Genomic DNA, 25,915 nt, shown 5'->3' with positions numbered 1-25,915 from the left:
GCAATGACCATGAGGTTTGCGCTGCTCACGGAACAGGCCAGGGAACCGGCCATATGTGACCGGTCGTCACGCTAAGCTCTCAACGCCCGTATTCGTGCGAAGGGTGGCCGATGTGACGGACCATTCAGGAACTCCGCTGCGTCGGCTGCGGAAGCAGGCGGGCCTCACACAGGAGGAGCTTGCGGAACGCGCCGTGGTGAGCGTCCGCACCATCCGCAGACTGGAGTCTGGTAAGTCGGCCGACCACCGGCTGGCGACCATCAATCTGCTGGCGGACGCCCTGGATGCCAGTCCCGAAGACCGACGCCACCTGACAGGCCTGCCGAGCAACGGACAACCTGAGCCGGACAGCCCGCAGTCTGCTTCGGGGTCCCCGCCGCCCCCGCCGCTTCCCGGGCCAGCTTCCGGGCTGTCGTCGGCAGGCGGCGCGCTGGCCGAGGCTGCCGAAGCACTGGCCAGAGAAGTCAGACGCCGTTGGAAACGGGAGGAGGAGCACCGCCGGGTTCACGATCCGTTCCCGCTTCCGGTGCGGTGGCAGCAGGCTCCCGCGGGACTGACGGACCATCCGGAGAACATTCAGTGCCTTCCCCCGGGAGCGGCCTCGCAGGAGGTGGACCTCAGCGGTGATGCGCGGAGCGTGGCCGAGACCTACCGGCGCATCTCCTCGGGGCGACTGGTGATCCTCGGCAGGGCGGGCTCAGGCAAGTCGATTCTGGCGATCAGGTTCGCCCTTGACCTGCTCTCGGCCCCGGATTCTCCCGACCGGGTGCCGGTGATCTTCAGCCTCGGATCCTGGGACCCGACAACCACTTCGTTGCGGGACCTGCTGGTCGACGGGCTCCTGCGGGACCATCCGCACTTGAGCGGCAGGGTCCCCGGCGGGGCGACGCTGGCCGCCGCGCTGGTCGACGAAGACCTGATCCTGCCGGTTCTGGACGGGTTCGACGAGATCGCCGAGGGCCTGAGAGGCGAGGCGCTTCACACGCTCAACGCCACGTCGCTGCCGCTCGTCCTGACCAGCCGACGTGACGAGTACGAGCAAGCTGTCCGCGGAGGAGAGTCACCACTGGTCTTGGCGGCCGGCATCGAACTCACCGACCTGACCCTCGATGACCTCGCGGACTATCTGCCCCGCACCGCCCGGTCCGTCACCGGTGGCAACGGCTCTGGCGAAGACTCGGGCACATGGGATGGCGTCCTGAAGGAGCTGCATGCCGGGCAGGATCCGGGGAGCGTGAACCTTGCCAGGGTCCTGCGCACCCCGCTGATGGTCAACCTGGCACGAACGACGTACAGCGAAACGCTCGGAAGAGGCCCGGACGAGCTGCTCGACACAGAACGCTTCCCCACCGGAAGCCACCTTGAAGAGCATCTACTGGCGGGATTCCTACCGGCGGTGTACCGGCACCGCGCCCCCGAGCGGGCCGGGGACGGCCACCGGCGGAGGCACTGGGACGCGGACCGCGCCCAGCACTGGCTCGGCTACCTTGCCGGGCTGGATCGCGGCCGACAGGACATCGCCTGGTGGCGGATCGCGGGCTCAGTACGGCTCTCGACGCGCATCCTGAGCGTCGTGCTGGCATCCACACTGTGCGTTTCCATGTCCGCGTGGATGGTCGGCATAGTCTTCTCCCTCTGGGTCGTCGGAGAGCCGGTGGGCCTCGGCTGGGTTCTGGTGCAGGGTGCCCTGGTCGGGCCGTCCGCTGGTGCCGCGTTCGGAACCGCCTACTGCGTCATGTCCGTGTTCCACCGAGGTGCCGTCCAGCCATCCCATGTACGGCTGCGGCTGCGTTCTAGAAGCCGTGGCGTCGGCCGCAGGCCGGTCCGCGCGTTCACCGCCCGCTTCAAAGTCGTGCTGCTAGGCGGATTCGTGTTGGGCACCGGCTATGCGTGCGCTCTCGCCATACTGCGGCTGCTGTTCCAAGGGGTCTCGCTCACGGCCTGGAGCGTGCTCCAGGACACGCTCATCAACATGCTGATCTTCGGACTGATCTTCGGATCGGTTGGCGGGCTGATCTTCGGACTCCTCGCCGCGCTCGAAGCCCCCATGGACACCACTGCCGCGGCCACCCCCGTCAGATTGCTGTCCTCCAACCGTGCGACCGTGGGACGGCAGTTCCTCGTGCTCGTCCCGATGCTCACCCTCGGCATCTCCCTGTCCGGGCACGTGATCGTCGAGTTGCTTCAGGACATCCTCGGTCCATTGGTCTGGGGTCCGGACGGTTTCCTCATCGGGGCAGTCGGAGGGCTCGGAGGCGCGGCCTCCTACGTGCTCGCCTTCACCGCCTGGGGCCAATGGCTGACGCTGTCCCGCATCTGGCTCCCGCTCACCGGCAAGCTCCCCTGGGACACGGTCGCCTTCCTCGACGACGCATATCGCCGTGGCGTGCTGCGCCAGACGGGCGCCGTCTACCAGTTCCGCCACATCCGGCTACAACAGCACCTCGACCGCACATTCCGCCACCAGCAGCCTGACCGCGGACCCGCCCAAGCCACGACCCCCTAGTCCATCCCTGCCGCTCCTTCCCACCGGCAGACCCTGCTGGGACAGGGCGGCGGTCCGGCATGGCTGTGACCAAATGGGCCGCCACCGTCTACAAGACGGCGGCGGCCCATTCGTTCGTGCTGTGCATTGCGTCGGCGGTCTCGGACATCGACCCTACAGTCATGGGTTAGCGTCTGCCGAGGAAGCTTTGATCTCCTCCCTCAACCAGACCAACCAGTCGTGCCAACGTTGCGGAGTTTTCTGTGGGACGATGTTGCCGCTGAAGTCCCGTTGTACGGTTTTCTTCAGCCGCTTCTCTGATCTTTGTTCGCGAAGAAGTTCATCTATCTCCAGGAGGACGCGCTGGATAAACTCGGAGTCGCTCGTCGAAAGAAAATATCTGATTGCTGATTCTTGGTCTGGGAAATCAAGGCTCCAATCCTGATGGTAGACTCCTCCAATGAACTCGTGGAGATTTTCGTAGTTCATCACTTATCCGGAAATGCGGTATGAACTCGATATCCTGTGGATGAGTTTTTATCCTTCCTGAGGATTATTGTAACTCTTCTTCCGTCTTTCGACGATCCATCCCGCCTGACGACTGGTCCAACGTTTTCGCCGACTGGCTTCTTCTCAAGCTTGAGCTGTCCTCCAGTGTCGGAATCGATCCACTTGTCGATAGCACCCTGGTTGTCAGAAAGTGCCTTTGAAATGGCCCTTTCTGCCGTGGATAGATCCTTGAAGCTTGAAGCCTGTGTCATATCCGGGTCGTTCTTGAGTCGGCGGCGGAGCCACTTCTCGGATTTGGCTACATGGCGCTCAATGGTGTGTCCGCCGAGCTCTTCATGCTTCCGAAGGCCTCCGCCGGGGACACACCCGCTCTTGTTGTGAACAAGGACGCTGGCCCCAATCGTCCCAACATAGTAAGTGTGCAAGCCCCCAACAGTGAGGTTGTGGACCTGCGCGTTGGCAGCGGTGTGAACCTTGGTCGCTGTGACCTGTACCCATGTGCCGCTGGATGTGCGCAGCCAGGTTCCTGGCTCCAAGTCGATCGCGTCGACCCACTCAGCCACATCGGGGACCCAGAACGGGTGTTCGTCGGTGGCAGTGACCGATCCCGTATCGCCCTCGTCATCGACGGTGGTGATCTCGACGAGGGTTTTCTCGCCCGACCCGGTGATGGTGGCGGTGACTGGGCGTGGGCCTTCCTCGCCGGTCAGCGGATCGAAGGCCCAGACCTCGTTGCCGACGGCTACGTTCTCGATGGGCGCAGTGGTACCGTCCGCGAGAAGTACAGGGGTGCCGGGGAGGAAGCTGTTTCCCGGTGGACACCCGGCAGCGTTGTTGTCCTCGTCCTTCTTCTCGCCGTCTGCGGAATCCTCCTTATCGGGATTCTGTCCGCTGTCCTTGTCAGGATCGCTTCCCTTCGGAGGTTTCTCGCCACTGCCTTGAGGCAATTTACCAAAGGCCTTGCCGCCCTTCAGGAGTATGCCGACGCCCCCGACGAGGGTTGTACCGATGTCCCACAGGCCATAGCCAAAGGCCGCTGGCCAGTCGCCGTTCTTCCAGGCCTCCCGGAACTCCTTGCTGAGGATCAGTCCGACGGGATCCTCGACGATGGCGTCCCAAGCTTCGCCAACGGTTCCCACCGGGTCGGTCAGGAGTGACCCGGCGCCTTCGAGGGCTCCCACTACATCGTTGCCGGCGGCGTCGGTCAGCGCGTCGAGAAACCGTTCCAGGGGCGGGTCGTCTTCATTCGAGCGCTCCGACGAACACGACCCGCACCCGCGTGAGCGAGTAACAACAGTGCCCCGGCGCGTACCGCGTCGGGGCCCGTCATTGACAGCGGTCAGACGTCAACGCACACGCCCCGTCCGTTGGCGAGTTCCACGAGCGGGGTTCGGTGCCGAATCAGCGCTCGGCGCCCTTCAGCGAGCCGGTGGTCCCCTTGGGGTCGATGACGATGCAGGTGACCTGGCGGTCGTCCCACGTGTTCCACGATTCCTCGGTCGGGTGCAGCGAGGTGAAGTCCAGTTCGGAATCGTCGAAGCCGATGCCCACGAACGACTCGAACTCCTCGCGGCAGCGGGTGTCGACCATCTTCCCGATCTTCTCAAGGCCGGGGAATTCTCCGTCGTCCAGCGTGACGTTCGCGTAGACCTCTCCCTCGTGGGACTCCGCGCAGTCGATGGTCTCGACGTCGAAGACCTCCCCGTCCTTAGGGACGGACGCCAGGCATTCGCCGACCTCGATGTCGAAGGCATTGCCCATGAGGAGACCGCAACCCGACAGTGACACGCTCGCCATGACAACGGCGGCCACGGCGACACCGCGACCCGCGCGGCTTCGGGGGATGACAGCAGGCATGAAAGCTCCGTGTTGATCCAGGGGAATGTTGAGAATCAACATAGCGGCCATCAGGTGCATAAAGGTGCGTAATGGGTCATTAACGACAAACGTCACAGAGGCGTAGTCTGCGGCGACAGGCGTACGCGGTGCAGTCGTCATTAATGAATGAGACGGGATCTCCCTTGCCGCGTGAGCGTGGCCGTTGGCGTGGCACGCCCGCCCGTAGTGTCGAGGCGAATTAGGATCACGATCGCCAGTGTGCCGTTCGGATTGAGATCCGAACTGGTCAGAGCGCTATTTGCGGGAGGTCAGGGGAGCCAATGGTCCGTACCTGGACGCTCGGCATCTTCCTCGTCTCGGTCGCGCTGCTGCAGTTCGGGTATCCCCTGACGCTGCACGGGTCGCTGTGGACCGCTGTCTACATGCTCCTCTACACCGGCATGATCGTGTTCGGCATCATGCTCGTCCGCGAGGAGTCGTTGCGGACGGTGCCGATCTTCGTCGTCGCCGTGGTGTTCCTGATCTTCGGCCTGTGGGTCGCCGTCGACCAGGAGAGCGAAGCCGCCCACCTCGGCATGTTCATCTCGGTGGCGGTCTTCCAGAGCTGCCTCATGGTCTCGCTGCTGAGGTTCATCTTCCGGCGCAGCCAGGCGCACGGACCGGACCTGATTCTCGCCGCTGTCTGCGTCTACCTGCTCCTCGGCGGCCTGTTCGCCGCGACGTTCGGCGCGGTCGAGATCGTCTGGCCGGGCAGCTTCGAGGACTCCGCGGCGCCCGAGGAACCCGTCACTTGGCAGCAGCTCATGTACTTCTCGTACGTCACCATGGCCACCCTCGGCTATGGCGACGTGCTCCCTCTCACTCCGTGGGTGCGCTCGCTGGCCGTCGTCGAGACGGTCTCGGGCACGCTCTTCCTCACCACGGTCATCGCGCGGCTGGTTGGCGCCTACATCGCTCCGGCCGACGCCGCCGGTGCTGGCGGGGATCGAGGAGATGTCGAGAGCCCGCACCCTGGGCGTTAGGCGGGAAAGGGGCGGGAGGGGCTATAGTCGCGTCCCGTACCCCCACCCACATCCCCCGCAGGGCCCGTGCCGCACGCCATCGGGCCGCCGGGGCGTCGTCGGAGCCGGCGGCTGCCCGGTTCCTGGAAAGCCGGCAATGACCGAACATCCCGAGACGGCGGCCGATGACCGGACGATCGGAAAGTACCGGCTGGTTCGACGGCTTGGCCGGGGCGGATTCGGCGAGGTGTTCCTGGGCGAGGACCCCGACGGCCGCCGTGTGGCGCTCAAGCTGCTGCACGACAGCTGGGCCTCCGACCCCGACGCCCGGCGCAGATTCGCCCAGGAAGTGACCCAGGCGCGCCGGGTCAGCGGATTCTGCACCGCCGACATCCTCGACGCCGATCCCGACGCGGCGACCCCCTGGATCGCCTCGGAGTACATCGACGGCCCCACCCTTCTGGAATCCGTACGCGCCGACGGGCCGCGCCACGGTGCCGACCTCCACCGGCTGGCCGTGTCCACCGCCACGGCGCTGACGGCGATCCACGCGGCGGGCGTCGTCCACCGCGACCTTAAGCCGGAGAACATCATGCTCGCGGCCGACGGCCCGCGCGTCATCGACTTCGGCATCGCCCGGGCCGTGGAGACGACCTCCGTCACCGCCAGCGGCGTGGTCGGGACCATCGGCTACATGGCGCCCGAGCAGCTGGAGGGATCACGGCTGACAGCCGCCGTGGACATCTTCGCCTGGGGTGCGGTCATGGTGTACGCCGCCACAGGACAGGAGGCGTTCGCCGCTCCGACGCAGGCGGCCCGTATCGCCCGGATCCTGGCGGGCGAGCCCGACACCGGGGACCTCGGTGGCCCGCTGCTGCCCATTGTTCTGGCCTGCCTGGAGAAGGCGCCCGACGCCCGCCCCAGCGCCCGGACTCTCATGGACTGGCTGGTCACCGGACCGCCGACGCGGGACACGGGCGGCGGTGCCCCGGCCGAGGACGGTGCGGCGACGGCGGATCCCTCGCACGTCCCCACCTCTGTGGTGCCACCGACCCCGCCGACTACCGTCGAGTCCCCCGTCGCACCCACAACCGTGGAGTCCCCGCTGTCCCCGACGGCCGTCGCGCCCGCGACCCCGCCCACCCGCGTCGACCCGGGCGCCTCAGCACCCGGAATCGCGGAGGGTGGGACCCTGGCCTACACCCACGCGACCCCGCCCGCCGGGACCGCCGGAATCAATGAGGCGTCGCACCACCCGCAGCTTCCGGCCGATCCTGACCGCGGCACCGTCGTGGCTCCGCCTGGCGGTGGAGAGGGTGAGGGATCCCAGGTCGCCTCGACACTGCGGCCGGGAACGGGAAGCATCCCGCCCTACTGGTTCGCGGGCGAGAAGTACATCGACGCACGCGAACTCGCCGCCGCCATGCAGCTCAACTGGGGCGAAGCCGTCCGCGTCTTCGCCAACGAGGCCGAGCGCGACATGCTGGGCTCCTGGATGGTCGACGACGCTGGCGACACCACGGTCGACCGATCCGTCTTCCGCCGCAAACCCGAGGATGTCAACCAGACCGTCGCCTGGTTCGTCGCCCAACTGCGCCCCGACCTCCCGCCCGTCTTCCGCGGCCAGGACGCCTCCGTCGACGGCCTCCGTGAACTCTTCGCTGACGTGCGCCCGCTGTTCACCGGCGCCCCTCCGGCCAACGAAATGCTGCTCCTGGCCAGACCGGCTGTGCTGCGCACCATGGCCCTATACCACGGCCCGGACAGCGACCTGCGGCGGCAGCTGGGCGACGATCTGAAGATAGCCGAATCGGCGGGCGTCTCCTTCCTGGAGCAGCTCCGCGAACAGCTCTCGGGGTGGCGGCAGTCCCGACCGGTCTACGTCGACCCCGGACTGATCGTGGCCTACCTGCTACGCCCCGGCCAGATCGAGCCCCCGGACAGCAACGGTGATGACGAGACGCGGAAGTTGTTCCACGCGCTCTGGCAGCGCGTGGAGCGCGCCCAGGGTCCCGAGCGCGCGGGGTACGCCGCCGCCGTGCATGCCGCCGCGAGTACGGTCCGGACGATGGCCGCGTATCGGCGCTCCTGGCACAGCGAGCTTGAGCAGGCCCACGTCGACTTGGACCAGGCCCGTACCCGGTGGATCGTGCAGAGGGTGCTGCACGTGCTGAAGATCCTGCTCTTTGTTGGGGGGTGCGTGCTCGCACCGATCGCTCTCTTCACGCCGTTCCGCTACATATCGACCGAGCCTGAGAGTGCCCAGAGCGTCCTCTTCTCACTGGTCTTCTATGACGCCGTGCTTTTTGGCGGGGCGTTCCTTATCTCGATGACCACCGGCGCCACCAACGGGTATAGGACGCGCCGCCATTTCGCCCGGGCCTGGAAGGACCACGCCTCCGCTCGCGTCGAACAGCTCAAGGCTGGGATCGACGAAGGCGACCGCGAACTCGAACGCACTCGCGAGATCTGTTCCGGGTAGCCGGACCTTTCTGGTGGTGTGCGGAGGTGCGGGCCCTCACCGCCGCTCACACCTCGACCTTCATCGGCTCCTCGCTGGGTTCGGGCATGCCGGAGGCCGGTTCGAGGGTGATGCCGATCTGGCGGGCCGAGCCGAGGTCCTTGGCCATGCCCGACAGCATCCCGTCGGCCGTCTGCTCCAGCATCCCGGCCGAGCGCATGTCGCCGTCGTCCACCAGCCACATCTGGTAACCCATGCCTTCGGGCGGCGGGGCCAGGCCGTCGACCATGATCATGGCGCTGTCCATCTCCTCGGAGGTGACGACGGTCGCGCGGGCGGTGGTGTGCGAGACCTCCGACTCCCGCATTCGGGCATCGGACGCCGCCAGCAGAGCCTCGACCTGGGCGGTGTGCGCCTGCATATCGTCCATCCGCTGCTGCATCGACATCACGACCCCACCCAGGATGAGCGTGATGACCAGGCACGCGGCCGCGACGAGCCACGGCAGCACCGTGCGGCGCCGCAGCGGGACGACGGGTGCGGGTACGCCGGACGCGCCGGACGTCGACTCATCGGACGCAGCGGGCGCCGATGTCTCAGGCGCTGTGGACTCCTGCCCGTGCTCGGCTGTCAGGGGCGGGAGCTGCCGGATGTGCGGGACGGTGGTGCGCAGCCGTTCCCAGACCCGCTGGTGGGGTGCTTCCGCCTCGCCGTAGGCCAGACGTACCGTCGTCGCCCGAAATTCCTGCAGGTCGCGGCGGCAGTCGGCGCACTCGGCCAGATGCCGTTCGGCCCGCTCACGTTCCTCACCGGTCAGCGCGTCGACCGCGTACGCGGCGGTCAGGCCGTGCACCTCGTTGTCGGTTGTGCCGTGGTCCGGCGTGCTCATTCGGCCACCCCCAGGCAGTCGCGCAGCTTGATCAGTCCATCGCGCAGGCGGCCCTTCACCGTGGTCAGTGGGACCCGGAGCAGCTCGGCCGCCTCGCGCTGCGTGTAGCCGGTGTAGTAGGTCAGCCGCACCGTCTCGCGCTGGACCTCGGTCAGGCGGCGCAGGCAGCGTCGCACCTTCTCCCGCTCCAACCGGTGCTCGACCTGGTCAGGGACGTCGTCAGCAGGGGAGGAGTCCGGTTCCAGCCGCCCGACCTGCTCCAGGCGGGTCGCGGCCGCCTGCTCGGAGCGGACCCGGTCGACCGCGCGCCGGTGCGCGATGGTCAGCACCCAGGAGCGCACACCGCCGCGTTCGGCGTCGAAGCGGGCGGCGGTCCGCCACATCTCTGTGAACACCTCCTGGGTCACCTCCTCGGCCTGGGCGCGGTCCCGGAGAACCCGCTGCACCAGCCCGAAGACCGGACCGGAGAGGTCCCGGTACACCGCCTCGAACGCGATGAGGTCGCCGCGGGCCGTGCGGCGCAGCAGGTCGCCCAGGTCATCCGGTGGGTGCACCTCCGTGCCGCCGCCGTCCGGCGGAGGACCCACCGGTATCGCCTGCTCCACCCCGGCCACCGCCCTTCCCCTGGTGCTGTCGCGTCGTCACCCTCCACTCTGGCATTCGGAGCAGGGAGGCGGAGGGAGACGCCGCCCCACCCCGCTCGACCGTATTTATCCTTTCGTTACCGCAGTCTCCGTCGCCCCGCCACGTGCCGGTCCGAAGGAGGGGCGTGTCGGATCAACGCAACGATTCATCCACGCCCCAAGGGCCCGGCGACGTGGCCCCCGCAGTGCGTCCCGCCATCGGGGCGCTCTGCGGGCTGATCGCCGCGGGCGCCGGCCTGGCGGCGGCCGAGGTCGTCGGCGCCATAACGCGGCCCGAGGCCACCCCGCTGCTCGTCGTCGGCGCGGCGGTCATCGATCTCGTCCCGCGTCCGCTCAAGGAGTTCGCCGTCGCGACCTTCGGGACCGCTGACAAGGCCGTACTGCTGGGCGGGATGGCCGTCACCCTGGCCGCCCTTGCCGCCCTGGTCGGTAGCGCGGCCCGACGTCGGCCCGCGATCGGCGACGCCGGGATCGTGCTGGCCGGTCTGATCAGCCTCGTCGCGGCGCTGACCCGGCCGGACGGCGGGCTGCTGGACGGGCTGCCCTCGCTTCTCGGCGCGGCCGTCGCGATCGCGCTGCTCCGTCTCCTGATCGCCCGTGCTCCGCGGGAAGCGCCCCGACAGGAGGCGGACGACCTCGCTCCGGCCTCGTCGCCGAACAGCGCGAAAGCGGCGGAGGCGCCCGACGCGACACCCGAGGACACTGGCGGGTTCGACCGGCGCCGGTTTGTCCTGGTCGCCGGTGCCGCCGCAGCGGTGTCGGCCGGTGCCGGGGCGTGCGCGCGCTGGTACGCGGCGTCGAAAGCCGAGAGCGTCGCCGCCGCTCGGAAGATCACGCTTCCCGCGCCGGCCTCGCCCGCGCCACCCTTCCCGGACGGCGCGGACCTGGAGCTGGAAGGGCTGGCCCCCTTCCTCACCCCGTCCACCGCCTTCTTCCGCATCGACACCGCGCTGTCGGTGCCGCGCATCGACGCCACCACCTGGACCCTGCGTATCCACGGCCGGGGCGTCACCGAGCGCCAGTACTCCTTCGACGACCTGTTGAACCGCTCCGACCTGATGGAACGCGACATCACGCTGGCCTGCGTCTCCAACCCCGTGGGCGGCTCCTACATCGGCAACGCCCGGTGGATCGGGGTGCCGCTGGCGACGCTGTTGAAGGAAGCGGGTGTCCGCCCGCCGACCGAGGGCGGCCCGGCCGATCAGCTCGTGTCGCGCTCCTCCGACGGCATGACGATCGGCACCCCCGTGGCCGACGTGCTCGACGGCCGCGACGCGATGCTCGCCCTCGGCATGAACGGCCGTCCCCTGCTGCCTGAGCACGGCTTCCCGGTGCGCATGCTCGTCCCCGGCCTGTACGGATACGTCTCGGCATGCAAGTGGATCGTCGAGATCGAGCTGACGACGTTCGACGCCTTCGACGCCTACTGGGTCCCCCGCGGATGGTCGGACCGGGCACCGATCAAGACCCAGTCGCGCATCGATACGCCCACGTCAGGAGCGCGAATCGACGCCGGACGGGTGGCGGTGGCAGGTGCCGCCTGGGCCCAGCGCGTCGGCGTGGACGCCGTCGAGGTCCGGGTGGACGATGGCCCGTGGCGCCCCGCCCGCCTCGCGGAGGAGGACACCACCGACACCTGGCGGCAGTGGGTGCTGGAGTGGGAGGCGGAACCGGGCGAGCACCGGCTCAGCGTCCGCGCCACCGATCGGAACGGGACGGTCCAGACCGAGGACGAGGCCCCGCCCGCACCCGACGGCGCCACCGGGTGGCACACGATCGACGTCACTGTGGAATGACCGACGTATGGGTGGAGGGGTGGACGGCGCCGTAGGACCCACGCGATTACCCCGATCGACACCCCCATGACTCCGTGCGGTCACCGCGACCGGTCACGGTAACGACGGGAGCGCCTGCGCTCCCGTCAGGAATCGCAATGCCCCCTGATGACAAGGAAACCGAGATGTCCATTCGCTCGATGAACCGACTTCGCTCCCTCGCCGCCGCCGGGGGTATCGCCCTCGCGATTGCGCTCCCGCTGACCGCCTGCAACAACACCGAGGAACCCGGCGACGAGGTCTCGAACGAGCAGGAGTCCGACCAGGGCTCCAACGACGAGGAGATGCAGGACCAGGAGGGCCAGGAAGGCCAGGAGAACATGGACGACGAGTCCATGGACGACGGCGGCGACATGGACGGCCAGGAGCAGGGTGAGGACATGGAGGACGACAGCTAGTCCTGCCCCTCCTCCGTCCTCTTCCGCTTCGCCCCACCCTCAGCGGAGGCACTGGGCCGGGCGGCCGTCGACCGAACCGCCAGGGACCCGGCGGCGGGCGGGGCGCTACAGTCGGCCCGCCGCCGGGTTGTGGATGATGAGGTCGGCGTGCTCGCGGGGGCGGTGGTCGGCGTAGAAGGCGTCTTCCTGCCGCGTCCACATCTCCCGGTAGGGCGCGTACAGGTCGGCGTCCCAGCGCCGCCCCAGCCGCTGTTTGCGCACCGAAGCCGGGGCCTCGACCCAGGCCAGGACCGACAGGTACGGGCGCAGCTCCGTGGCGCCCGTCCCACAGCCCTCGACCAGCAGCGTGTCGCCGACCGCCGTCTCGCTCCAGGCGGTCGCGTGGTGCCCCTGATCCCAGTCGAACGGGCGCCACCGCGGGTTTTCGCCGTGCAGCAGCGGCTCGATCACCCACGCCCGCACCAGCGGGACCGACCCCGCCAGTCCGTCCCACCCCGGGTACAGGTCGTCCATGTGCAGGACCGGGCCGTCCAGCTCGGCCGCGACGCGGTCGGCCACTGCTGTCTTGCCCGCGCCGGACGGCCCCTCCAGCGCCATCACGCGGCAGCGCCCCGCGCGGGGCGGCGCAGCACGCACCAGTCGCGCCGCGGCATCGGCCCAGTCGGGAGCGGAAGTGGAAAGGAGAGGCACGCGACGGGAGTCTAGCCCGGGCGCACCGCTCCGGCCGCGGCGTGCCGCCCTGCTCCACCCCGCCCGCATCCCCCGCCGGGGCGTCCGCCCACGGCAGAGGGGGAGCCGCCCTGAGCGTTGGCCGAGGATCGCGGCTAAGCTCCCTCTCACCGAGAGCCCGGCCGTCCAGACTGGGCCCAACCCGTGAACTCAGGAGCGACAAGGGGAACCCGTTGTGACCGAGACCGAGGTGGCACCGGGAAGCCAGGCGGAACTGCGTCGGGCCAACCAGCGTCGGGTGGTCGACGCGCTGCGCGTCGGCGGCACGCTCACCCAGGCGGAGATCGCCCGTGCCACCGGGCTGTCTCCGGCCAGCGTCTCCAACATGGTGCGCGACCTCCGTGCCGCCGGGACGGTCTCGGTGCGCGAGACGTCCTCGAACGGACGGCGGGCGCGCGCGATCACCCTGCTGCGTCCGCCCGGCGCCGTGGTCGCCATCGACTTCACCCCGGCCGGACTCACCGTCGCGCTCGGCGACAGCCAGGGGGCGACGCTGGCCCGGGAGTCGGTCGCCTACGACGTCGCCGCGGACCCCGTCCGGGGTGTGCGGCGTGCGGTGTGGCTGGTCGAGACGGTGCTGGCCGGTGCGCGGGTGGACCACGCCACGGTGACCTCCGTCGTCGCGTCGATCCCGGGCCCCATCGACCTGGCCACCGGCGCGGTCGGTGACATCAGCTGCCTGCCCCGCTGGGCGGGCTTCCGCCCGGCCGACGCCCTGACCGAGAAGCTCGGGGTGCGGGTGGTGGCCGAGAACGACGCCAACCTGTGCGCCCTGGCCGAGACGGCCTCCGGCGCCGGGCGCGGCCTGGACCACGTCATCCACGTCCAGCTCTCCGAGGGCGTGGGTGCGGGGATCGTCATCAACGGTCGGCTGCTGCGCGGTGCGCGCGGCAACGCGGGCGAGATCGGGCACATCGGGTTGGACGAGCGCGGGCTGGTGTGCCGCTGCGGAAATCGGGGGTGCCTGGAGACTCTGACCGGAGCGCCCTACCTGCTCGGCATGTTGCCGGGGCCTCAGGGGCAGGGCAACGGCGACGCACCCGCCACGGTCCCGGAGGTCGTGGCGGCGGCCGAATCCGGTGATCCGGGATGCCGCCGTGTCATCGCCGAAGCCGGGACCGCGCTGGGCCGGGGCATCGCGATCCTGGTGAACACCTTCAACCCGGACCTGGTGACAGTCGGCGGCGAGCTGGCCGCGGCCGGGGAGCTGCTGCTGGAGCCGATGCGCCGCGAGGTGGAGCTGGGCGCGCTGGGCAGCGCGGTGCGCGACCTGCGCGTCGCGCGGGCCGAGTTCAGCACCGACTCGGCGCTCCGGGGTGCGATGCGGCTGGCTGTGGCCGCGGCGGAGTGACACGATTCGGTAAACGCGGCCGTCGGGCACAGATCTTCACATGTCACACATGCCCGGCATGGTCTGGCCTTTCGGTGTATTCACACATTGAAGGCAACTCGCGTGACGTTTCGGTTATGTGTTCACACCTTGACGACAAGTTTGCCGGGGGTTTGACTTCCCGCCATGACCTCATCGGGCGCCACCCCATCCCCTGCCCGGTGTGAGCCCAGGAGGAGGACACCCCGTTGCAGAAGCGAACTGGATTCGTGAGCCGCGCCGCGGTCGGCACCGCAGCCGCGTTGGCGCTGCTGGCCGCAGGATGTGGGACCACCACCGGCGGGGACGGCGAGGGCGGGACCGCCAGCGTCGAGGACGGCTTCAAGGTCGGCCTGCTCCTGCCGGAGTCCAAGACCGCGCGCTACGAGAAGTTCGACAAGCCCTATTTCGAGGAAGCTCTGACCGAGCTGTGCAAGAAGTGTGAACTCTCGTACCAGAACGCCGACCAGGAGACCGCCAAGCAGCAGGCGCAGGCCGAGGCCATGCTGACCGAGGGCGTCGACGTCCTGGTCCTTGACGCGGTCGACGCCGAGTCCGCCGCGAAGATCGTCAAGGACGCCAAGGGCCAGGGCGTGCCCGTCGTCGCCTATGACCGGTTGGCCTATGGCGGCGTCGACTACTACGTCTCCTTCGACAACCGCAAGGTCGGCGAGGTGCAGGGCAAGGCGCTGATCGAGGCGCTGGAGAAGGAGGAGACGGCCGGAAAGGGCGAGATCGTCATGATCAACGGCTCGCCGACCGACCCCAACGCCGCGGACTTCAAGGCCGGCGCCCACTCGATCCTCGACAACGAGGCCGAAATCGGGGCGGAGTACGACACCCCCGACTGGTCGCCGGACCGAGCGCAGACCGAAATGGAGCAGGCGATCACCTCGATCGGCGCCGACGACATCGTCGGCGTCTACGCCGCCAACGATGGCATGGCCCAGGGTGTCGTGGCCGCGCTGAAGAGCGCGGGGGTGGACGAGCTGCCGCCGATCACCGGCCAGGACGCCGAGATCCACGGCATCCAGCGGATCATCGCCGGTGAGCAGTACATGACCGTCTACAAGGCCATCCGCCCCGAGGCCGAGACCGCCGCCAAGATGGCGGTCGCCGCGGCCACCGGCGAGGAGTACGAGGGCGGCGAGATCGGCCTCACCGAGGTCGAGAGCGGCGACGGCGAGAAGGTCCAGGCGGTGCTGCTCGACCCGATCCCGGTCACCGAGGAGAACGTCGAGGAGACGGTCGTCTCCGACGGCTTCTACACCATCGAGGAGATCTGCACCGACGCCTACGCCAAGACCGACTTCTGCGAGGCGGCCAACGACAGCAAGTAGCCCGGCGCGGCCTCCGACCCCGCCGACACGGCGGTGGGAGCCGACCACGAACCAACGGACACGGCCACCGATGGCCCCCGGGAAACGGGAACGTCCATCGGCCCCGGCGGCGGGCGGTCGGTGGCGGGAGCGGACACGGGCTCCCGCCACCGACCGGGGCCACGCGCCACCGGGCTGGGCCGCGCAGGACCGGGTAGGAACGGCGAACCCCCGCGGGCCGCACCCTGAGGGGCCATCCGCCCATCCACCGGAAGTCCGGCCGAAGCACCATCCGAAACCCGCGGTACGCGGAGTCTGAGGGAACACGACATTGAGCACACCAGTCCTGGAGCTGTCCGGGATTTCCAAGAGATTCGGCGCCGTCCAGGCGCTCAGCGAAGTCGACCTCCGGGTCGGAGCCGGTGAGGTCGTCGCCCTGCTGGGCGACAACGGTGCCGGAAAGTCCACCCTGGTCAAGACGATCGCCGGGGTGAACCCGGCCGACAGCGGCTCCATCCTCTGGGAGGGCAAGCCGGTCTCCATCGGCAAGCCGAACGACGCGCAGCGGCTCGGCATCGCGACGATCTACCAGGACCTCGCACTCTGCGACAACCTGGACATCGTCGCCAACCTCTTCCTCGGCTCCGAGCACACCGGGCTTGGCCTGCTGGACGAGGTGGAGATGGAGCGGCGCGCCCAGAAGCTGCTCGACTCCCTGTCGGTGAGCATCCCGAGCCTGCGGGTTCCCGTGGCCTCGCTCTCCGGTGGGCAGCGGCAGATCATCGCGATCGCCCGCTCCCTGCTCGGCGACCCCAAGGTCGTCATGCTCGACGAGCCCACCGCGGCGCTGGGCGTGGCCCAGACCGCGCAGGTGCTCGATCTCATCGAGCGTCTCCGGGACAACGGGCTCGGGGTCATTCTCATCAGCCACAACATGGCCGATGTGCGCGCGGTCGCCGACCGTGCCGCCGTACTGCGGCTGGGCCGCAACGCGGGTGACTTCCGGGTCGAGGACACCAGCTACGAGGAGATCGTCGCGGCCATCACCGGCGCCGCGGACAACCCTGTCGCACGTCGGTCCGGGCGGGTCTCGGTGTCCGGAACGGAGGAAGCCTGATGGCACAGCAGACATCCGTGTCCGCCGACACCCAAGCGCCCAGGACGCCCGAGCGCGACCCGCGGCTGGTCGTCACCACCGCCCACTCGCCCGCCGACATCCTCCGGGCGCTCATGGAGCGCGTGCGCGGCGGCGAACTGGGGCCGCTGCCGGTGCTCACCGGCCTGATCGTCATCTCGATCGTCTTCCAGGCCCTGCATGAGCGGTTCCTGTCCCCGCAGAACCTCTCCAACCTCACCGTGCAGATCGCCGCCGTGGGCCTGATGACCACCGGCGTCATCATGGTGCTGCTGCTCGGTGAGATCGACCTGTCGATCGGGTCGGTTGCCGGAGTGTCGGCGGCCGTGCTCGCCGTCCTCACCGTCAAGCAGGGCGTCCCCGAATGGGCCGCCATCGCGGCGGCCGTCGGCGTCGGCCTGGTCATCGGCATCATCCACGGCACGATCTTCGCGAAAGTGGGGGTACCCGCGTTCGTCGTCACCCTCGCCGGACTCCTGGGCTGGCAGGGCGCGCAGATCTACCTGCTCGGCGACGACGGCACGATGAACATCAGCGACGGCGGCGCGATCGCCTACCTCACCCAGACGTACTTCGTCCCGGCGGTCGGCTGGGGGATCGCGGCGGTCGTGGTGGCGGTGTACGCGGCCACCACCATCTACGGTGAGCGGCGCCGCGTGCGCGCGGGCCTGACCCCGCGTACGCCCCTGGAGACCGCGTTCCGCGCGCTGCTGCTGGTGCTCCTGGCCGTTCTCCTCTTCGGTGCTGTGGCGGTGCTGAACCAGTTCAAGGGTGTGCCGCTGGCCTTCCTGATCTTCGTCGGGTTCGTGGTCGCCTTCGACCTGATGCTGCGCAAGACGCGCTACGGACGGATGGTGTTCGCGGTCGGCGGCAGCGCCGAGGCGGCCCGCCGCGCCGGGATCAACGTCGACCTGATCCGGATCTCGGTGTTCGCGCTGTCCTCCATGCTGTCCGCGATCGGCGGCGTGATGATGGTGTCCCGCTCGTACTCCGCGAGCCTCGACACGGCGGGCGGGGACGAGCTGATGCTCGCGATCGCCGCGGCGGTCATCGGCGGCACCAGCCTCTTCGGCGGCCGGGGCAACGCCTACTCGGCGCTGCTGGGCGGCCTGGTGCTCGGGGCGATCACGTCCGGGCTGTACCTGCTCCAGATGGACGCGTCGGTCCGGTACATGATCACGGCGCTGGTGCTGCTGATCGCGGTCATCCTGGACGCCATGTCCCGCCGGAGCCGCAAGACGCACGCCCGAGGATGACCCCGCGCGTCCGCCCGCTCCATCGCGGCGGAGCGGACGCGCCCGGTCTCAACCGGACGGACCAGAGGCCACCGGCCGCGCCCCCACTCCCACTCCCGGCGGGCGCGGCCGGTCTCCGCACGGACGCGTAGGACACCGACGGGCCATCCGACCGGGCATGCGCGAGGGAACGGAAGCCGCCGCGCCCGCGCCGACCGCCCACGCGGCCCCGGCTGATCTCGTTTCCGGTAGGACCGGTGACGGAAAACGGTCGGGAGATCCTACCTCTGTATTCAGGTCAGGAATGGGGGGAATTAGCCTCGCCAGACGATGCCCGACATGACCTTCCTCCTCGTCGCCGGGATCGCGGTGATGCTCGGAGCCGTGGTGCAGAGCAGCGTCGGCCTTGGGCTCGGCCTGGTCGCGGCGCCCGTCGTCTCCTTCCTCGACCCGACGCTGATGCCCGGTGCCATGCTCATCGCGACCGCCGTGCTGCCCGTGCTGACCCTGGCCACCGAGTGGCGCCACATCGACTGGCGCGGACTCGGCTGGGCGGTGCCCGGGCGCGTCCCCGGCGCGATCCTGGGAGTGTGGGTGGTGTCGACTCTCGACCCCACGATGATGCGGGTGGCCGTGGGCTCCATGGTGCTCGTCGCGGTCGTGCTGTCGATCCGATCGGTTCGCGTCCGGGTCACCCCGTCCTCCCTGTTCTGCGCCGGAGCGCTGTCCGGCCTCACGGGCACGGCCACATCCATCGGCGGCCCGCCCATGGCCCTGCTCTACCAGCACGAGGAGGCCGCGAAGGTCCGCGGAACCCTGGCCGGGTTCTTCCTCATAGGCGTCGTGATCTCGCTGACCCTGCTCGCGGCGGGCGGGCAGCTGGACGCCCACGAGATCCGCGGAGGCGCGGCGCTGATCCCCTTCCTCGGCGCCGGGTTCCTCGCCGGGCGCCCGCTGCGCCGCGTCGTGGACGCCGGGCTCATGCGCGCCGCCCTGCTGGTGGTCGTTACGGCCTCCGGCCTGACGCTGATCGGCACCTCGCTCCTCTCCTAGCGGTCCCGGAGCGGGCGCCGCGGAAACGCCGGAGAGAAGGTAGGCTCCACACCCCATGAAGGCGACACCCAAGGCGAGGCCGACCAAGGCCGAGCTCGCGGCCGCGCACGGCGCCACGATCCCCGATGTCATCGCGCCCGATCTCGACGTGCTGTTCTGCGGTATCAACCCGGGGCTGTACTCGGGGTACACCGGCCACCACTTCGCGCGCCCGGGCAACCGGTTCTGGCCCGCGCTGCACCGATCCGGCTGGACACCGCGGCAGCTGCGCCCCGATGAGCAGCACCTTCTCCCGGAATGGGGAATGGGCATCACCAATATCGTGGCCCGTGCCACCGCTCGCGCCGATGAGTTGACGGCCGAGGAGCTCCGCGCGGGCGGCGATGCGCTGCACGAACGACTGGAGCGCTACCGTCCCCGCATGCTCGCCGTCCTCGGCGTCACCGCCTACCGGTCGGCATTCGGCCGTCCGAAAGCGCAGATCGGATCGCAGACGGACAGGATCGGGCATACACCTGTTTGGGTGCTGCCCAACCCGAGTGGGCTGAACGCCTCATGGCCCGTGGACGCCATCGCCGAGGAGCTGATCCGTGTGCGCCGCCGATGCAGGGGCGACGCGTGATGTGCGGGCGCGGCCCGTGGGGTGTGGGAGCGGTGGGGCGGCCGCAGTAGGAGGGCGACCTCGCCGTCGGGCTCGAACGGATAGAGATAGGTTCAGGTAAAGGTCACTTCACGTGGCCCATAAACTCGATGGGACGTGCGTGGTCGGTGTGCAGTGCGCAACCCGCACTCACGCCGAACGTACGCTGGACGAGGGGACTGAGGAGAGTTGGCGCTGCTCGAGTCGATCGGCAATCCGGACGACCTGAAGAAGGTCAGCGAGAACAAGATTCCGCAGCTGACACAGGAGATCCGTGACTTCCTTGTCTCCGAGGTGTCGCGCACGGGCGGACACCTGGGGCCGAACCTGGGAGTCGTGGAGCTGACGGTCGCGCTGCACCGCGTGTTCGACTCGCCGCGGGAGCCGATCCTCTTCGACACGGGGCACCAGTCCTACGTGCACAAGATGCTCACCGGGCGGCAGGACTTCTCCAAGCTGCGCAAGGCCGGCGGCCTGTCCGGCTACCCGTCGCGCGCGGAATCCGAGCACGACTTCATCGAGAACTCGCACGCCTCCACCGTCCTGTCCTACGCCGACGGTCTGGCCAAGGCCAACGAGGTGCGGGGCCGCTCCGACCGCACCGTCGTCGCGGTCATCGGCGACGGCGCCCTGACCGGCGGCATGGCCTGGGAGGCGCTCAACAACATCGCCGAGGGCAGGGACCGGCGGGTCGTCATCGTCGTCAACGACAACGGGCGCTCCTACTCGCCGACCATGGGCGGGCTGGCCGACCACCTCGCCACCCTGCGCATGGCGCCCGGCTACGAGCAGGCCCTCGACCTCGCCAAGGTCGCGCTGAACCGCGCGCCCGTGGTGGGGCCGCCGCTGTACGAGGCGCTGCACGGCCTGAAGAAGGGCCTCAAGGATGCAATCCAGCCGCAGATGATGTTCGAGGACCTGGGGCTGAAATACCTCGGGCCGATCAACGGCCACGACGAGCAGATGGTCGAGAAGGCGCTGCGCCGCGCCCGCGACTTCGGCGGGCCGGTCATCGTCCACTGCATCACGCAGAAGGGCAAGGGCTACGCCCCGGCCGAGAACCACGACGAGGACCAGTTCCACTCCATCGGCGCCATCGACGCCGAGACCGGTGAGGTGAAGTCCACGCCGGGTGTCGTGAAGTGGACCAAGGTCTTCAGCGAAGAGTTGGTCAAGCTCGGCGCCGAGCGCGAGGACATCGTCGCGATGACCGCGGCCATGCTGCACCCCACCGGCCTGGCGGCGTTCGCCGAGGCCTACCCCGAGCGGATCTACGACGTCGGCATCGCCGAGCAGCACGCCGCGACGTCGGCCACCGGACTGGCCATGGGCGGCCTGCACCCAGTGGTGGCGCTGTACGCGACCTTCCTCAACCGCTGCTTCGACCAGGTGCTGATGGACGCCGCTCTGCACAAGCAGGGGGTCACCTTCTGCCTGGACCGCGCGGGCATCACCGGCGACGACGGCGCCAGCCACAACGGCATGTGGGACCTGTCCATCATGAACGTCGTCCCGGAGCTGCGCCTGGCCGTTCCGCGCGACGCCACCCGACTCCGCGAGGAGCTGCGCGAGGCGGTCGCCGTCGACGACGCCCCCACCGTGGTGCGCTACCCCAAGGGCGAGGTCAGCCCGGACATCCCGGCCGTCGGCACACTCGGGTCGATGGACGTGCTGCGGCGCGCCACGGACGGCGGCCATTCCGAGGACCTGCTGCTCGTCGCCGTCGGCCCCATGGCCGAGACCTGCTGCGAGGTCGCCGACCGCATGGCCGACCAGGGCATCGGCGTCACCGTCGTCGACCCCCGCTGGGTCAAGCCGCTGGACGATGCCCTCGTCGGCGAGGCCGCCAAGTACAGCGTGGTCGCCGTGGTCGAGGACAACGGCCGTGTGGGGGCTGTCGGCGACGCGGTGGCCCGCGCCCTCCGCGATGCCGACCTCGACATCCCGGTGCGCACGTTCGGCATCGACCAGAAGTTCCTGGACCACGCCAAGCGCGCGGCCATCCTCGCCGACATGGGTCTCACCCCCCAGGAACTCGCCCGCAAGCTCACCGAGACGGTCTCCCGGCACACCGAGAAGCCCCTCGAAGACGAACCGGCCCAAAGCTAGGGGACTGAGCGGGGAGTGGTAGCTCCCCTCACCGGCAACGTGCCCGCGGATCTCCGGATCTGCGGGCACGCATTTTTCTGGCGAAGTGATCTCATTCCATTGACTCTCCGAGATGGTGAATTCCCGAACTTCTCAGCTGACACGGAGGTTGGCTAGGTCAGCGACGCCAGATGATGTGTGCGGTGTCGCTGTCGCACCTCCCCGAGACGCAGATGCGGACGGTGACGTGTTCGCCACGCGTGCCGTGGAGAAATCGCGTCGTCTCGGACCTGGGCCTGACGAAGCCCCGCGTGTTGCTGTGGTGCACCCTGACGCTGTAACGCGCGAACCTGTGCGTGTCGTTGTCGACCTTCACCACGGCTCCCCGGATCCAGGGCAGTTCCTGGAATCGGATGCTCGCGCACTCCCTGTGGCGGAAGTGGGTACAGACCCGTGCGTGCGCCGCGCGCAGGCGTTCATGGTCAGCGGACCCCTGGCCGGCGGTGGTCCTCGCGGGCGATTGTGCTTCACCGGCGAGCGCGGGCGAAGCGTGGACGGAGAAGGCACCAAGCGCGACCATGGCCACGGCGGCTGCCTTCAGGCCAGTTCTCATCATGCGCTTGCCCATGATGACTCCTCGATCTTGTTACTCAGGTTCCCTCGTGAGATCCCAGTTACCAGCATTGACAGGAGGGGAAGATGAGGTCAATGCCTTTCGATCGAGTTCAAATGGCTTCGCGACGGCTAGGGCTCATCACGATGGAGACCCGACCTGCGCCGCAATCGTGCTCGCCTGACCTGGTCACCCGGTTCGTAAAAGCAGGTCCGCTCCTCAGCCGCCAGCCATCCGGGCGCGGAAGCCGTCGATGATGAGGCGGAGGCCGTAGTCGAAGTCCGCGCCGCCGTCCCTCCACGGATGGCGCGGGTCTTCGTCGGTGCCCCACCTGGCGGGTACGGCACCGACGACGAGGGTCCTAGGCGGAACGCGGTTGGCGGGCGTCCTCTAGCTCGAGGTCGTGACCTCGAACTCCACCCGTGCACGTTCCATCGCTTCGGTGACGCAGTCGCCCTCCGTAGGCTGGAAGCTGCCAGCCCCATCGAGGCCATTGCTGATCGTCACTGCGCCGCCGACGACTTCGAAGTCGAAGCTTGTCGTGTGGGACTTCTGTTGACCGTCGATGGTCGTGACGGTGATCTTTGACGTCCCGTCACCGGTGATGCCCTCGGTGAGAGACCCGCAATTGATCGGGTTGTCCGAGTCGGCGTTGACCCCCCAGCTTCCCGCGCTGGTCGTGTCGATGCTCTGGCCGTCGATGGTCCCGCTACAGGCGGCCGTGCCGTCCTTGCCGTTGAACGAGGCCGGACGCTTCTCGCCCGAGGTAACTGGCTGGATGGGCGGGCTGAGGGCGCCTTCGGCGATCAGGGAGCAGGTCATGTCGGCCGTGGGCGCTGTCTGCTCAGTGGCCTGGGCGTGGATGGCGGGGGCCGTCGCCAGGCCGAGCGCGGCGATGGCGATGGACACGGGGATGACGCGTCGACATGAGAGACGTAGCACGGGGGATCTCCTTTTTCGTTGCGGCGCCGCCCGGATTGAAGTCACGGAGCCATACATGAGAGGAGGGATGCGGAGCTGCCCATGCGGGGGCGGCTCCGTGTGTGTTCGCATTCGGTAATTTCCGCATCACTCAGTGATATTGAGTGGAAATTACTATTGGCGAACAGCGCGCGTCGCCATAGCGTTTCTGAGCGACGATCGCGGGGCCAACGGCTGGCGGTCGGTTGTGGTTCTTCCTCCATTCCAGTGCTCTTACGGGGCCACTCCGATCGGCCAGATCCCGTGTCGTTCCACGTCACAGGGTCGCCCGTGTGGGATCTGGGCCGCTCCTCGGTCATACGCCAGGCGCGTCGCGAACGCAATGGCGTCCTTTTTCAAATGGCGATGACATTTCTACGGAACGTAGTGGGCGATGCGGTCGGGCCTATCCTGCTAATGGCGGCACTGCTTTTTCAGTGGGGAGGGGGTGGCTGCCTATCGACCGTGAAATACCAGGCCAATGCCGGTGATCTTGACGCCGTTCGCCGCCCAGTGGCCCCTTCGTCGCGCGTCCGCCCGGGAGAGTGGTGTGCCACTGGCGTGCGGTTCGTCACGCATCGTGAGAAGTTGACCCGACGGGTGATATCACTGTGCTCGCCTGACCTGGTGACCCGGTTCGGTGGTCCCCGCAGGCCGTCATTGTGCGGCCATCCGGGCGCGGAAGCCCTCGATGATCAGGCGAAGGCCGTAGTCGAAGTCGGCGTCCCCGTCCGCCGCGCGCAGGACGTCGGCCGCCTCCGCCAGCAGCGGGGTCCGCGCGAGAGCCTCGTCGGGGAAGAGCCCACCGGTGTTCCTCTCGGTGGCGTCTTGGGCTAGGGCCTGCTCCTCGGTGACCCAGCCCATGGTGTACCGGTCCACCGCAAGACACAGCCGGAGGGCGTCGCGTGGATCAAACCCCGCCTGGCGGAGGGCGCGCAGCTGGGCCTCGACGGCCGGGAGCTCGTCGGCGGTGGGCAGCGTCCCCGCGTGCACGCGCGCGCCGTCGCGATGGGCCAGCAGCGCGCGCCGCTTGGCGTGGGCGTCCGCGACCAGCCACTCCGCCCAGTTCTCGGGCGATGGCTCCCGGCCGTGCGGCAGCGCGTCGGCCAGCATCGCCTCGGCCATGAGGTCGAGCAGTTCCCGCTTGTTCCTGAAGTGCCAGTACAGCGCGGGCTGGCGCACGCCCAGTTCGGTGGCGAGGCGCCGTGTGCTCAGCCCGTCGATGCCGACCTCGTCCAGCAGGCGCAGAGCCGTCCGCACCACGGTGTCGCGCTCCAGTGCCATCCCGTTCGCCTTGTCTCGCCTGTCGACTGTTTGAAAACCCGATCGCACCCCGACCTTATCGGTGATAGAGTCCCTGCGTCATATCGCTTATCACTGATAAGGAGAGATTCACGTTTGAGGACACCGAGCGCCGTCAGCGGCGCTACATGATCGACACCGCCCCACTCCGCGACTCGCGCGACTTCCGCCTGGTCTGGACGTCGGGGGTGGTCACGCTCATCGGGTCGATGTTCACGATGCTGGCCCTGCCCCTGCAGATCGCCCACACCACCGGCTCGCCCTGGGCGGTCGGCCTGATCGGGGCGGTCGAGCTGGTCCCGATGGTCGTTTTCGGGCTCTACGGCGGTGTGCTCGCCGACCGGTTCGACCGGCGGGTCATGGCACTGGCCACCGAGCTCGCCCTCGGTGTGCTGAGCCTCGCCCTCCTGGCCAACACCCTGCTCGACGCGCCGCTCCTGTGGCCGCTGTACGCCGCAGCGGGCTGCGCTGCGGCTCTCCAGGGGCTCCAGCAGCCGTCGCTGGAGGCGATGGTCCCGCGGCTGGTTCCCCACGAGCAGCTCACCGCCGCCGGGGCGCTCACCTCCCTGCGGTGGAGCGTCGGGGGAGTGGTGGGACCCGCGCTCGCAGGGCTGGTCGTCACCGCCTTCGGGTTCACCGCCGCCTACGCGCTGGACGTGGCCACCTTCGTCGTCTCCCTCCTGCTGCTGTGGCGGCTGCGCCCCGTCCCCACCACAGAGGGCGCGGCGTCGGCACCAGCCCTGAGGGAGATCGCCGAAGGGGTCGCCTACGCCTGGAGCCGTCCCGACCTCCTGGGTACCTACCTCGCCGACATGGCCGCCACCGTCCTGGCACTGCCCACGGCACTGTTTCCCTTCCTGGCATCGGAACTGGACGCCCCCTGGGCGCTGGGCCTGCTGTACGCGGCGAGCGGCGCCGGTGCCCTGGTGGCCGCCGCCACCGGTGGCTGGACCGGGCAGGTGCACCACCACGGCCGCATGGTCCTGGTCGCGGGCGCCGCAGTGGGGGCCGCGACAGCGGGAGCGGCGGTCGTCGGCGGCGTCTGGGCGGTCGTCGTCCTTCTGGCGGTAGCCGGTGCCGCGGGATGGGTCGGCGACGTGTACCGGACGACCATGTGGAACGCCTCCGTCCCCGACCGCCTCCGGGGCCGCCTGGCCGGGGTCGAACTCCTCATCGGCGCGGCCGGTCCCGCCGTGGGCGACCTCCGCGCGGGCGGCACCGCGGCGCGGTTCGGCCTCCGGGCGGCGATGTGGACCGGTGGCCTGGCCTGCCTGGGCTCGGTCACCGTCCTCACCGCGGCGCTTCCGGCCCTCTGGCGCTACGACGACCGCACCGACCCGCACGTCGCCGCCGTCCGAGCGGAGAGCCGAGAAGCGGAGTGAGGCCTAGTGTCCAACGGGGATGGTTTCG

The 25,915-nt window shown here is 69.0% G+C and carries 22 protein-coding genes; 13 read left to right on the top strand and 9 right to left on the bottom strand.

Going from position 1 to position 25,915, the window contains the following annotated elements; translation table 11 throughout:
• The first annotated feature begins 112 nt into the window (after positions 1 to 112).
• A complete protein-coding gene (locus CDO52_RS18170) occupies positions 113 to 2,506 on the top strand; it encodes a helix-turn-helix domain-containing protein (protein WP_026125710.1) in 2,394 nt (797 codons plus the stop codon).
• Between the two features lie 159 nt (positions 2,507 to 2,665).
• Here CDO52_RS18170 and CDO52_RS27690 read toward each other — a convergent pair whose 3' ends face one another.
• The 3 genes from CDO52_RS27690 to CDO52_RS18160 form a co-directional block, all read right to left on the bottom strand.
• Entirely contained in the window at positions 2,666 to 2,974 is a 309-nt protein-coding gene (locus CDO52_RS27690; protein ID WP_152471574.1) for a contact-dependent growth inhibition system immunity protein, read from the bottom strand.
• On the bottom strand, positions 2,974 to 4,176 hold the full coding sequence (locus CDO52_RS28840) for an RNase A-like domain-containing protein (RefSeq protein ID WP_232524243.1): 1,203 nt from the start codon (positions 4,174 to 4,176) through the stop codon (positions 2,974 to 2,976). Before CDO52_RS28840 ends, CDO52_RS27690 begins: the two co-directional genes overlap by 1 nt.
• A 220-nt stretch (positions 4,177 to 4,396) precedes the next feature.
• Positions 4,397 to 4,852, bottom strand: a complete 456-nt coding sequence (locus CDO52_RS18160; protein WP_017618213.1) for a septum formation family protein — start codon at positions 4,850 to 4,852, stop codon at positions 4,397 to 4,399.
• A gap of 302 nt (positions 4,853 to 5,154) precedes the next feature.
• Between CDO52_RS18160 and CDO52_RS18155 the strand changes: the two genes are divergently transcribed.
• Together CDO52_RS18155 and CDO52_RS18150 are read left to right on the top strand one after the other, a co-directional pair.
• Complete coding sequence (locus CDO52_RS18155; RefSeq protein WP_094932557.1) at positions 5,155 to 5,856, top strand: potassium channel family protein; 702 nt, start codon at positions 5,155 to 5,157, stop codon at positions 5,854 to 5,856.
• Positions 5,857 to 5,992: 136 nt separating this feature from the next.
• The gene (locus tag CDO52_RS18150) at positions 5,993 to 8,317 is read left to right on the top strand and encodes a serine/threonine protein kinase (RefSeq protein ID WP_017618215.1); all 2,325 of its coding nucleotides are present in this window, start codon (positions 5,993 to 5,995) and stop codon (positions 8,315 to 8,317) included.
• Positions 8,318 to 8,363: 46 nt separating this feature from the next.
• Here CDO52_RS18150 and CDO52_RS18145 read toward each other — a convergent pair whose 3' ends face one another.
• Together CDO52_RS18145 and sigK are read right to left on the bottom strand one after the other, a co-directional pair.
• Complete coding sequence (locus CDO52_RS18145; protein ID WP_017618216.1) at positions 8,364 to 9,185, bottom strand: anti-sigma factor; 822 nt, start codon at positions 9,183 to 9,185, stop codon at positions 8,364 to 8,366.
• Entirely contained in the window at positions 9,182 to 9,772 is a 591-nt protein-coding gene (gene sigK, locus CDO52_RS18140; protein ID WP_198345892.1) for an ECF RNA polymerase sigma factor SigK, read from the bottom strand. Before sigK ends, CDO52_RS18145 begins: the two co-directional genes overlap by 4 nt.
• A gap of 230 nt (positions 9,773 to 10,002) precedes the next feature.
• Here sigK and CDO52_RS18135 point away from each other — a divergent pair, with 230 nt between their 5' ends.
• Together CDO52_RS18135 and CDO52_RS18130 are read left to right on the top strand one after the other, a co-directional pair.
• Positions 10,003 to 11,625 (top strand): molybdopterin-dependent oxidoreductase, encoded by a 1,623-nt coding sequence (locus CDO52_RS18135; protein ID WP_017618218.1) that lies wholly within the window; start codon positions 10,003 to 10,005, stop codon positions 11,623 to 11,625.
• Between the two features lie 164 nt (positions 11,626 to 11,789).
• The gene (locus CDO52_RS18130) at positions 11,790 to 12,062 is read left to right on the top strand and encodes a hypothetical protein (protein WP_026125711.1); all 273 of its coding nucleotides are present in this window, start codon (positions 11,790 to 11,792) and stop codon (positions 12,060 to 12,062) included.
• 105 nt (positions 12,063 to 12,167) lie between these two features.
• Here CDO52_RS18130 and CDO52_RS18125 read toward each other — a convergent pair whose 3' ends face one another.
• Positions 12,168 to 12,752, bottom strand: a complete 585-nt coding sequence (locus CDO52_RS18125) for a nucleoside/nucleotide kinase family protein (RefSeq protein WP_026125712.1) — start codon at positions 12,750 to 12,752, stop codon at positions 12,168 to 12,170.
• 214 nt (positions 12,753 to 12,966) lie between these two features.
• Here CDO52_RS18125 and CDO52_RS18120 point away from each other — a divergent pair, with 214 nt between their 5' ends.
• The 7 genes from CDO52_RS18120 to dxs all read left to right on the top strand — a co-directional run bounded on the left by CDO52_RS18120 (position 12,967) and on the right by dxs (position 21,651).
• Complete coding sequence (locus CDO52_RS18120) at positions 12,967 to 14,142, top strand: ROK family transcriptional regulator (RefSeq protein ID WP_017618221.1); 1,176 nt, start codon at positions 12,967 to 12,969, stop codon at positions 14,140 to 14,142.
• Between the two features lie 227 nt (positions 14,143 to 14,369).
• A complete protein-coding gene (locus tag CDO52_RS18115) occupies positions 14,370 to 15,500 on the top strand; it encodes an ABC transporter substrate-binding protein (RefSeq protein WP_026125713.1) in 1,131 nt (376 codons plus the stop codon).
• A 310-nt stretch (positions 15,501 to 15,810) separates the two neighbouring features.
• Positions 15,811 to 16,596, top strand: coding sequence for an ATP-binding cassette domain-containing protein (locus tag CDO52_RS18110; protein WP_017618223.1), 786 nt, complete (start codon positions 15,811 to 15,813; stop codon positions 16,594 to 16,596).
• The gene (locus CDO52_RS18105) at positions 16,596 to 17,870 is read left to right on the top strand and encodes a sugar ABC transporter permease (protein WP_094932556.1); all 1,275 of its coding nucleotides are present in this window, start codon (positions 16,596 to 16,598) and stop codon (positions 17,868 to 17,870) included. The genes CDO52_RS18110 and CDO52_RS18105 overlap by 1 nt, the downstream gene beginning before the upstream one ends.
• 309 nt (positions 17,871 to 18,179) lie before the next feature.
• Entirely contained in the window at positions 18,180 to 18,902 is a 723-nt protein-coding gene (locus CDO52_RS18100; RefSeq protein ID WP_017618225.1) for a sulfite exporter TauE/SafE family protein, read from the top strand.
• A gap of 55 nt (positions 18,903 to 18,957) precedes the next feature.
• Complete coding sequence (gene mug / locus CDO52_RS18095) at positions 18,958 to 19,524, top strand: G/U mismatch-specific DNA glycosylase (protein WP_017618226.1); 567 nt, start codon at positions 18,958 to 18,960, stop codon at positions 19,522 to 19,524.
• 207 nt (positions 19,525 to 19,731) lie between these two features.
• Entirely contained in the window at positions 19,732 to 21,651 is a 1,920-nt protein-coding gene (gene dxs, locus CDO52_RS18090) for a 1-deoxy-D-xylulose-5-phosphate synthase (RefSeq protein ID WP_017618227.1), read from the top strand.
• Between the two features lie 157 nt (positions 21,652 to 21,808).
• On the opposite strand, the gene CDO52_RS18085 is transcribed toward dxs, so the two are convergent.
• The 3 genes from CDO52_RS18085 to CDO52_RS18075 all read right to left on the bottom strand — a co-directional run bounded on the left by CDO52_RS18085 (position 21,809) and on the right by CDO52_RS18075 (position 24,487).
• Positions 21,809 to 22,258 (bottom strand): hypothetical protein, encoded by a 450-nt coding sequence (locus tag CDO52_RS18085; protein WP_017618228.1) that lies wholly within the window; start codon positions 22,256 to 22,258, stop codon positions 21,809 to 21,811.
• Between the two features lie 375 nt (positions 22,259 to 22,633).
• Positions 22,634 to 23,185, bottom strand: coding sequence for a hypothetical protein (locus CDO52_RS18080; protein WP_152471576.1), 552 nt, complete (start codon positions 23,183 to 23,185; stop codon positions 22,634 to 22,636).
• 675 nt (positions 23,186 to 23,860) lie between these two features.
• Positions 23,861 to 24,487, bottom strand: a complete 627-nt coding sequence (locus CDO52_RS18075) for a TetR/AcrR family transcriptional regulator C-terminal domain-containing protein (protein ID WP_017618230.1) — start codon at positions 24,485 to 24,487, stop codon at positions 23,861 to 23,863.
• A gap of 146 nt (positions 24,488 to 24,633) precedes the next feature.
• Between CDO52_RS18075 and CDO52_RS18070 the strand changes: the two genes are divergently transcribed.
• Positions 24,634 to 25,887 carry an MFS transporter gene (locus CDO52_RS18070; RefSeq protein WP_017618231.1) on the top strand — a complete coding sequence of 418 codons (1,254 nt, stop codon included), beginning with the start codon at positions 24,634 to 24,636 and terminating at the stop codon, positions 25,885 to 25,887.
• Positions 25,888 to 25,915 lie beyond the last annotated feature (28 nt).

The organism is Nocardiopsis gilva YIM 90087 (assembly GCF_002263495.1).
Taxonomy (GTDB): Bacteria; Actinomycetota; Actinomycetes; order Streptosporangiales; family Streptosporangiaceae; genus Nocardiopsis_C; species Nocardiopsis_C gilva.
Note: the sequence above shows the minus strand (reverse complement) of the source record. Positions and strands in the feature narration are given on the sequence as shown.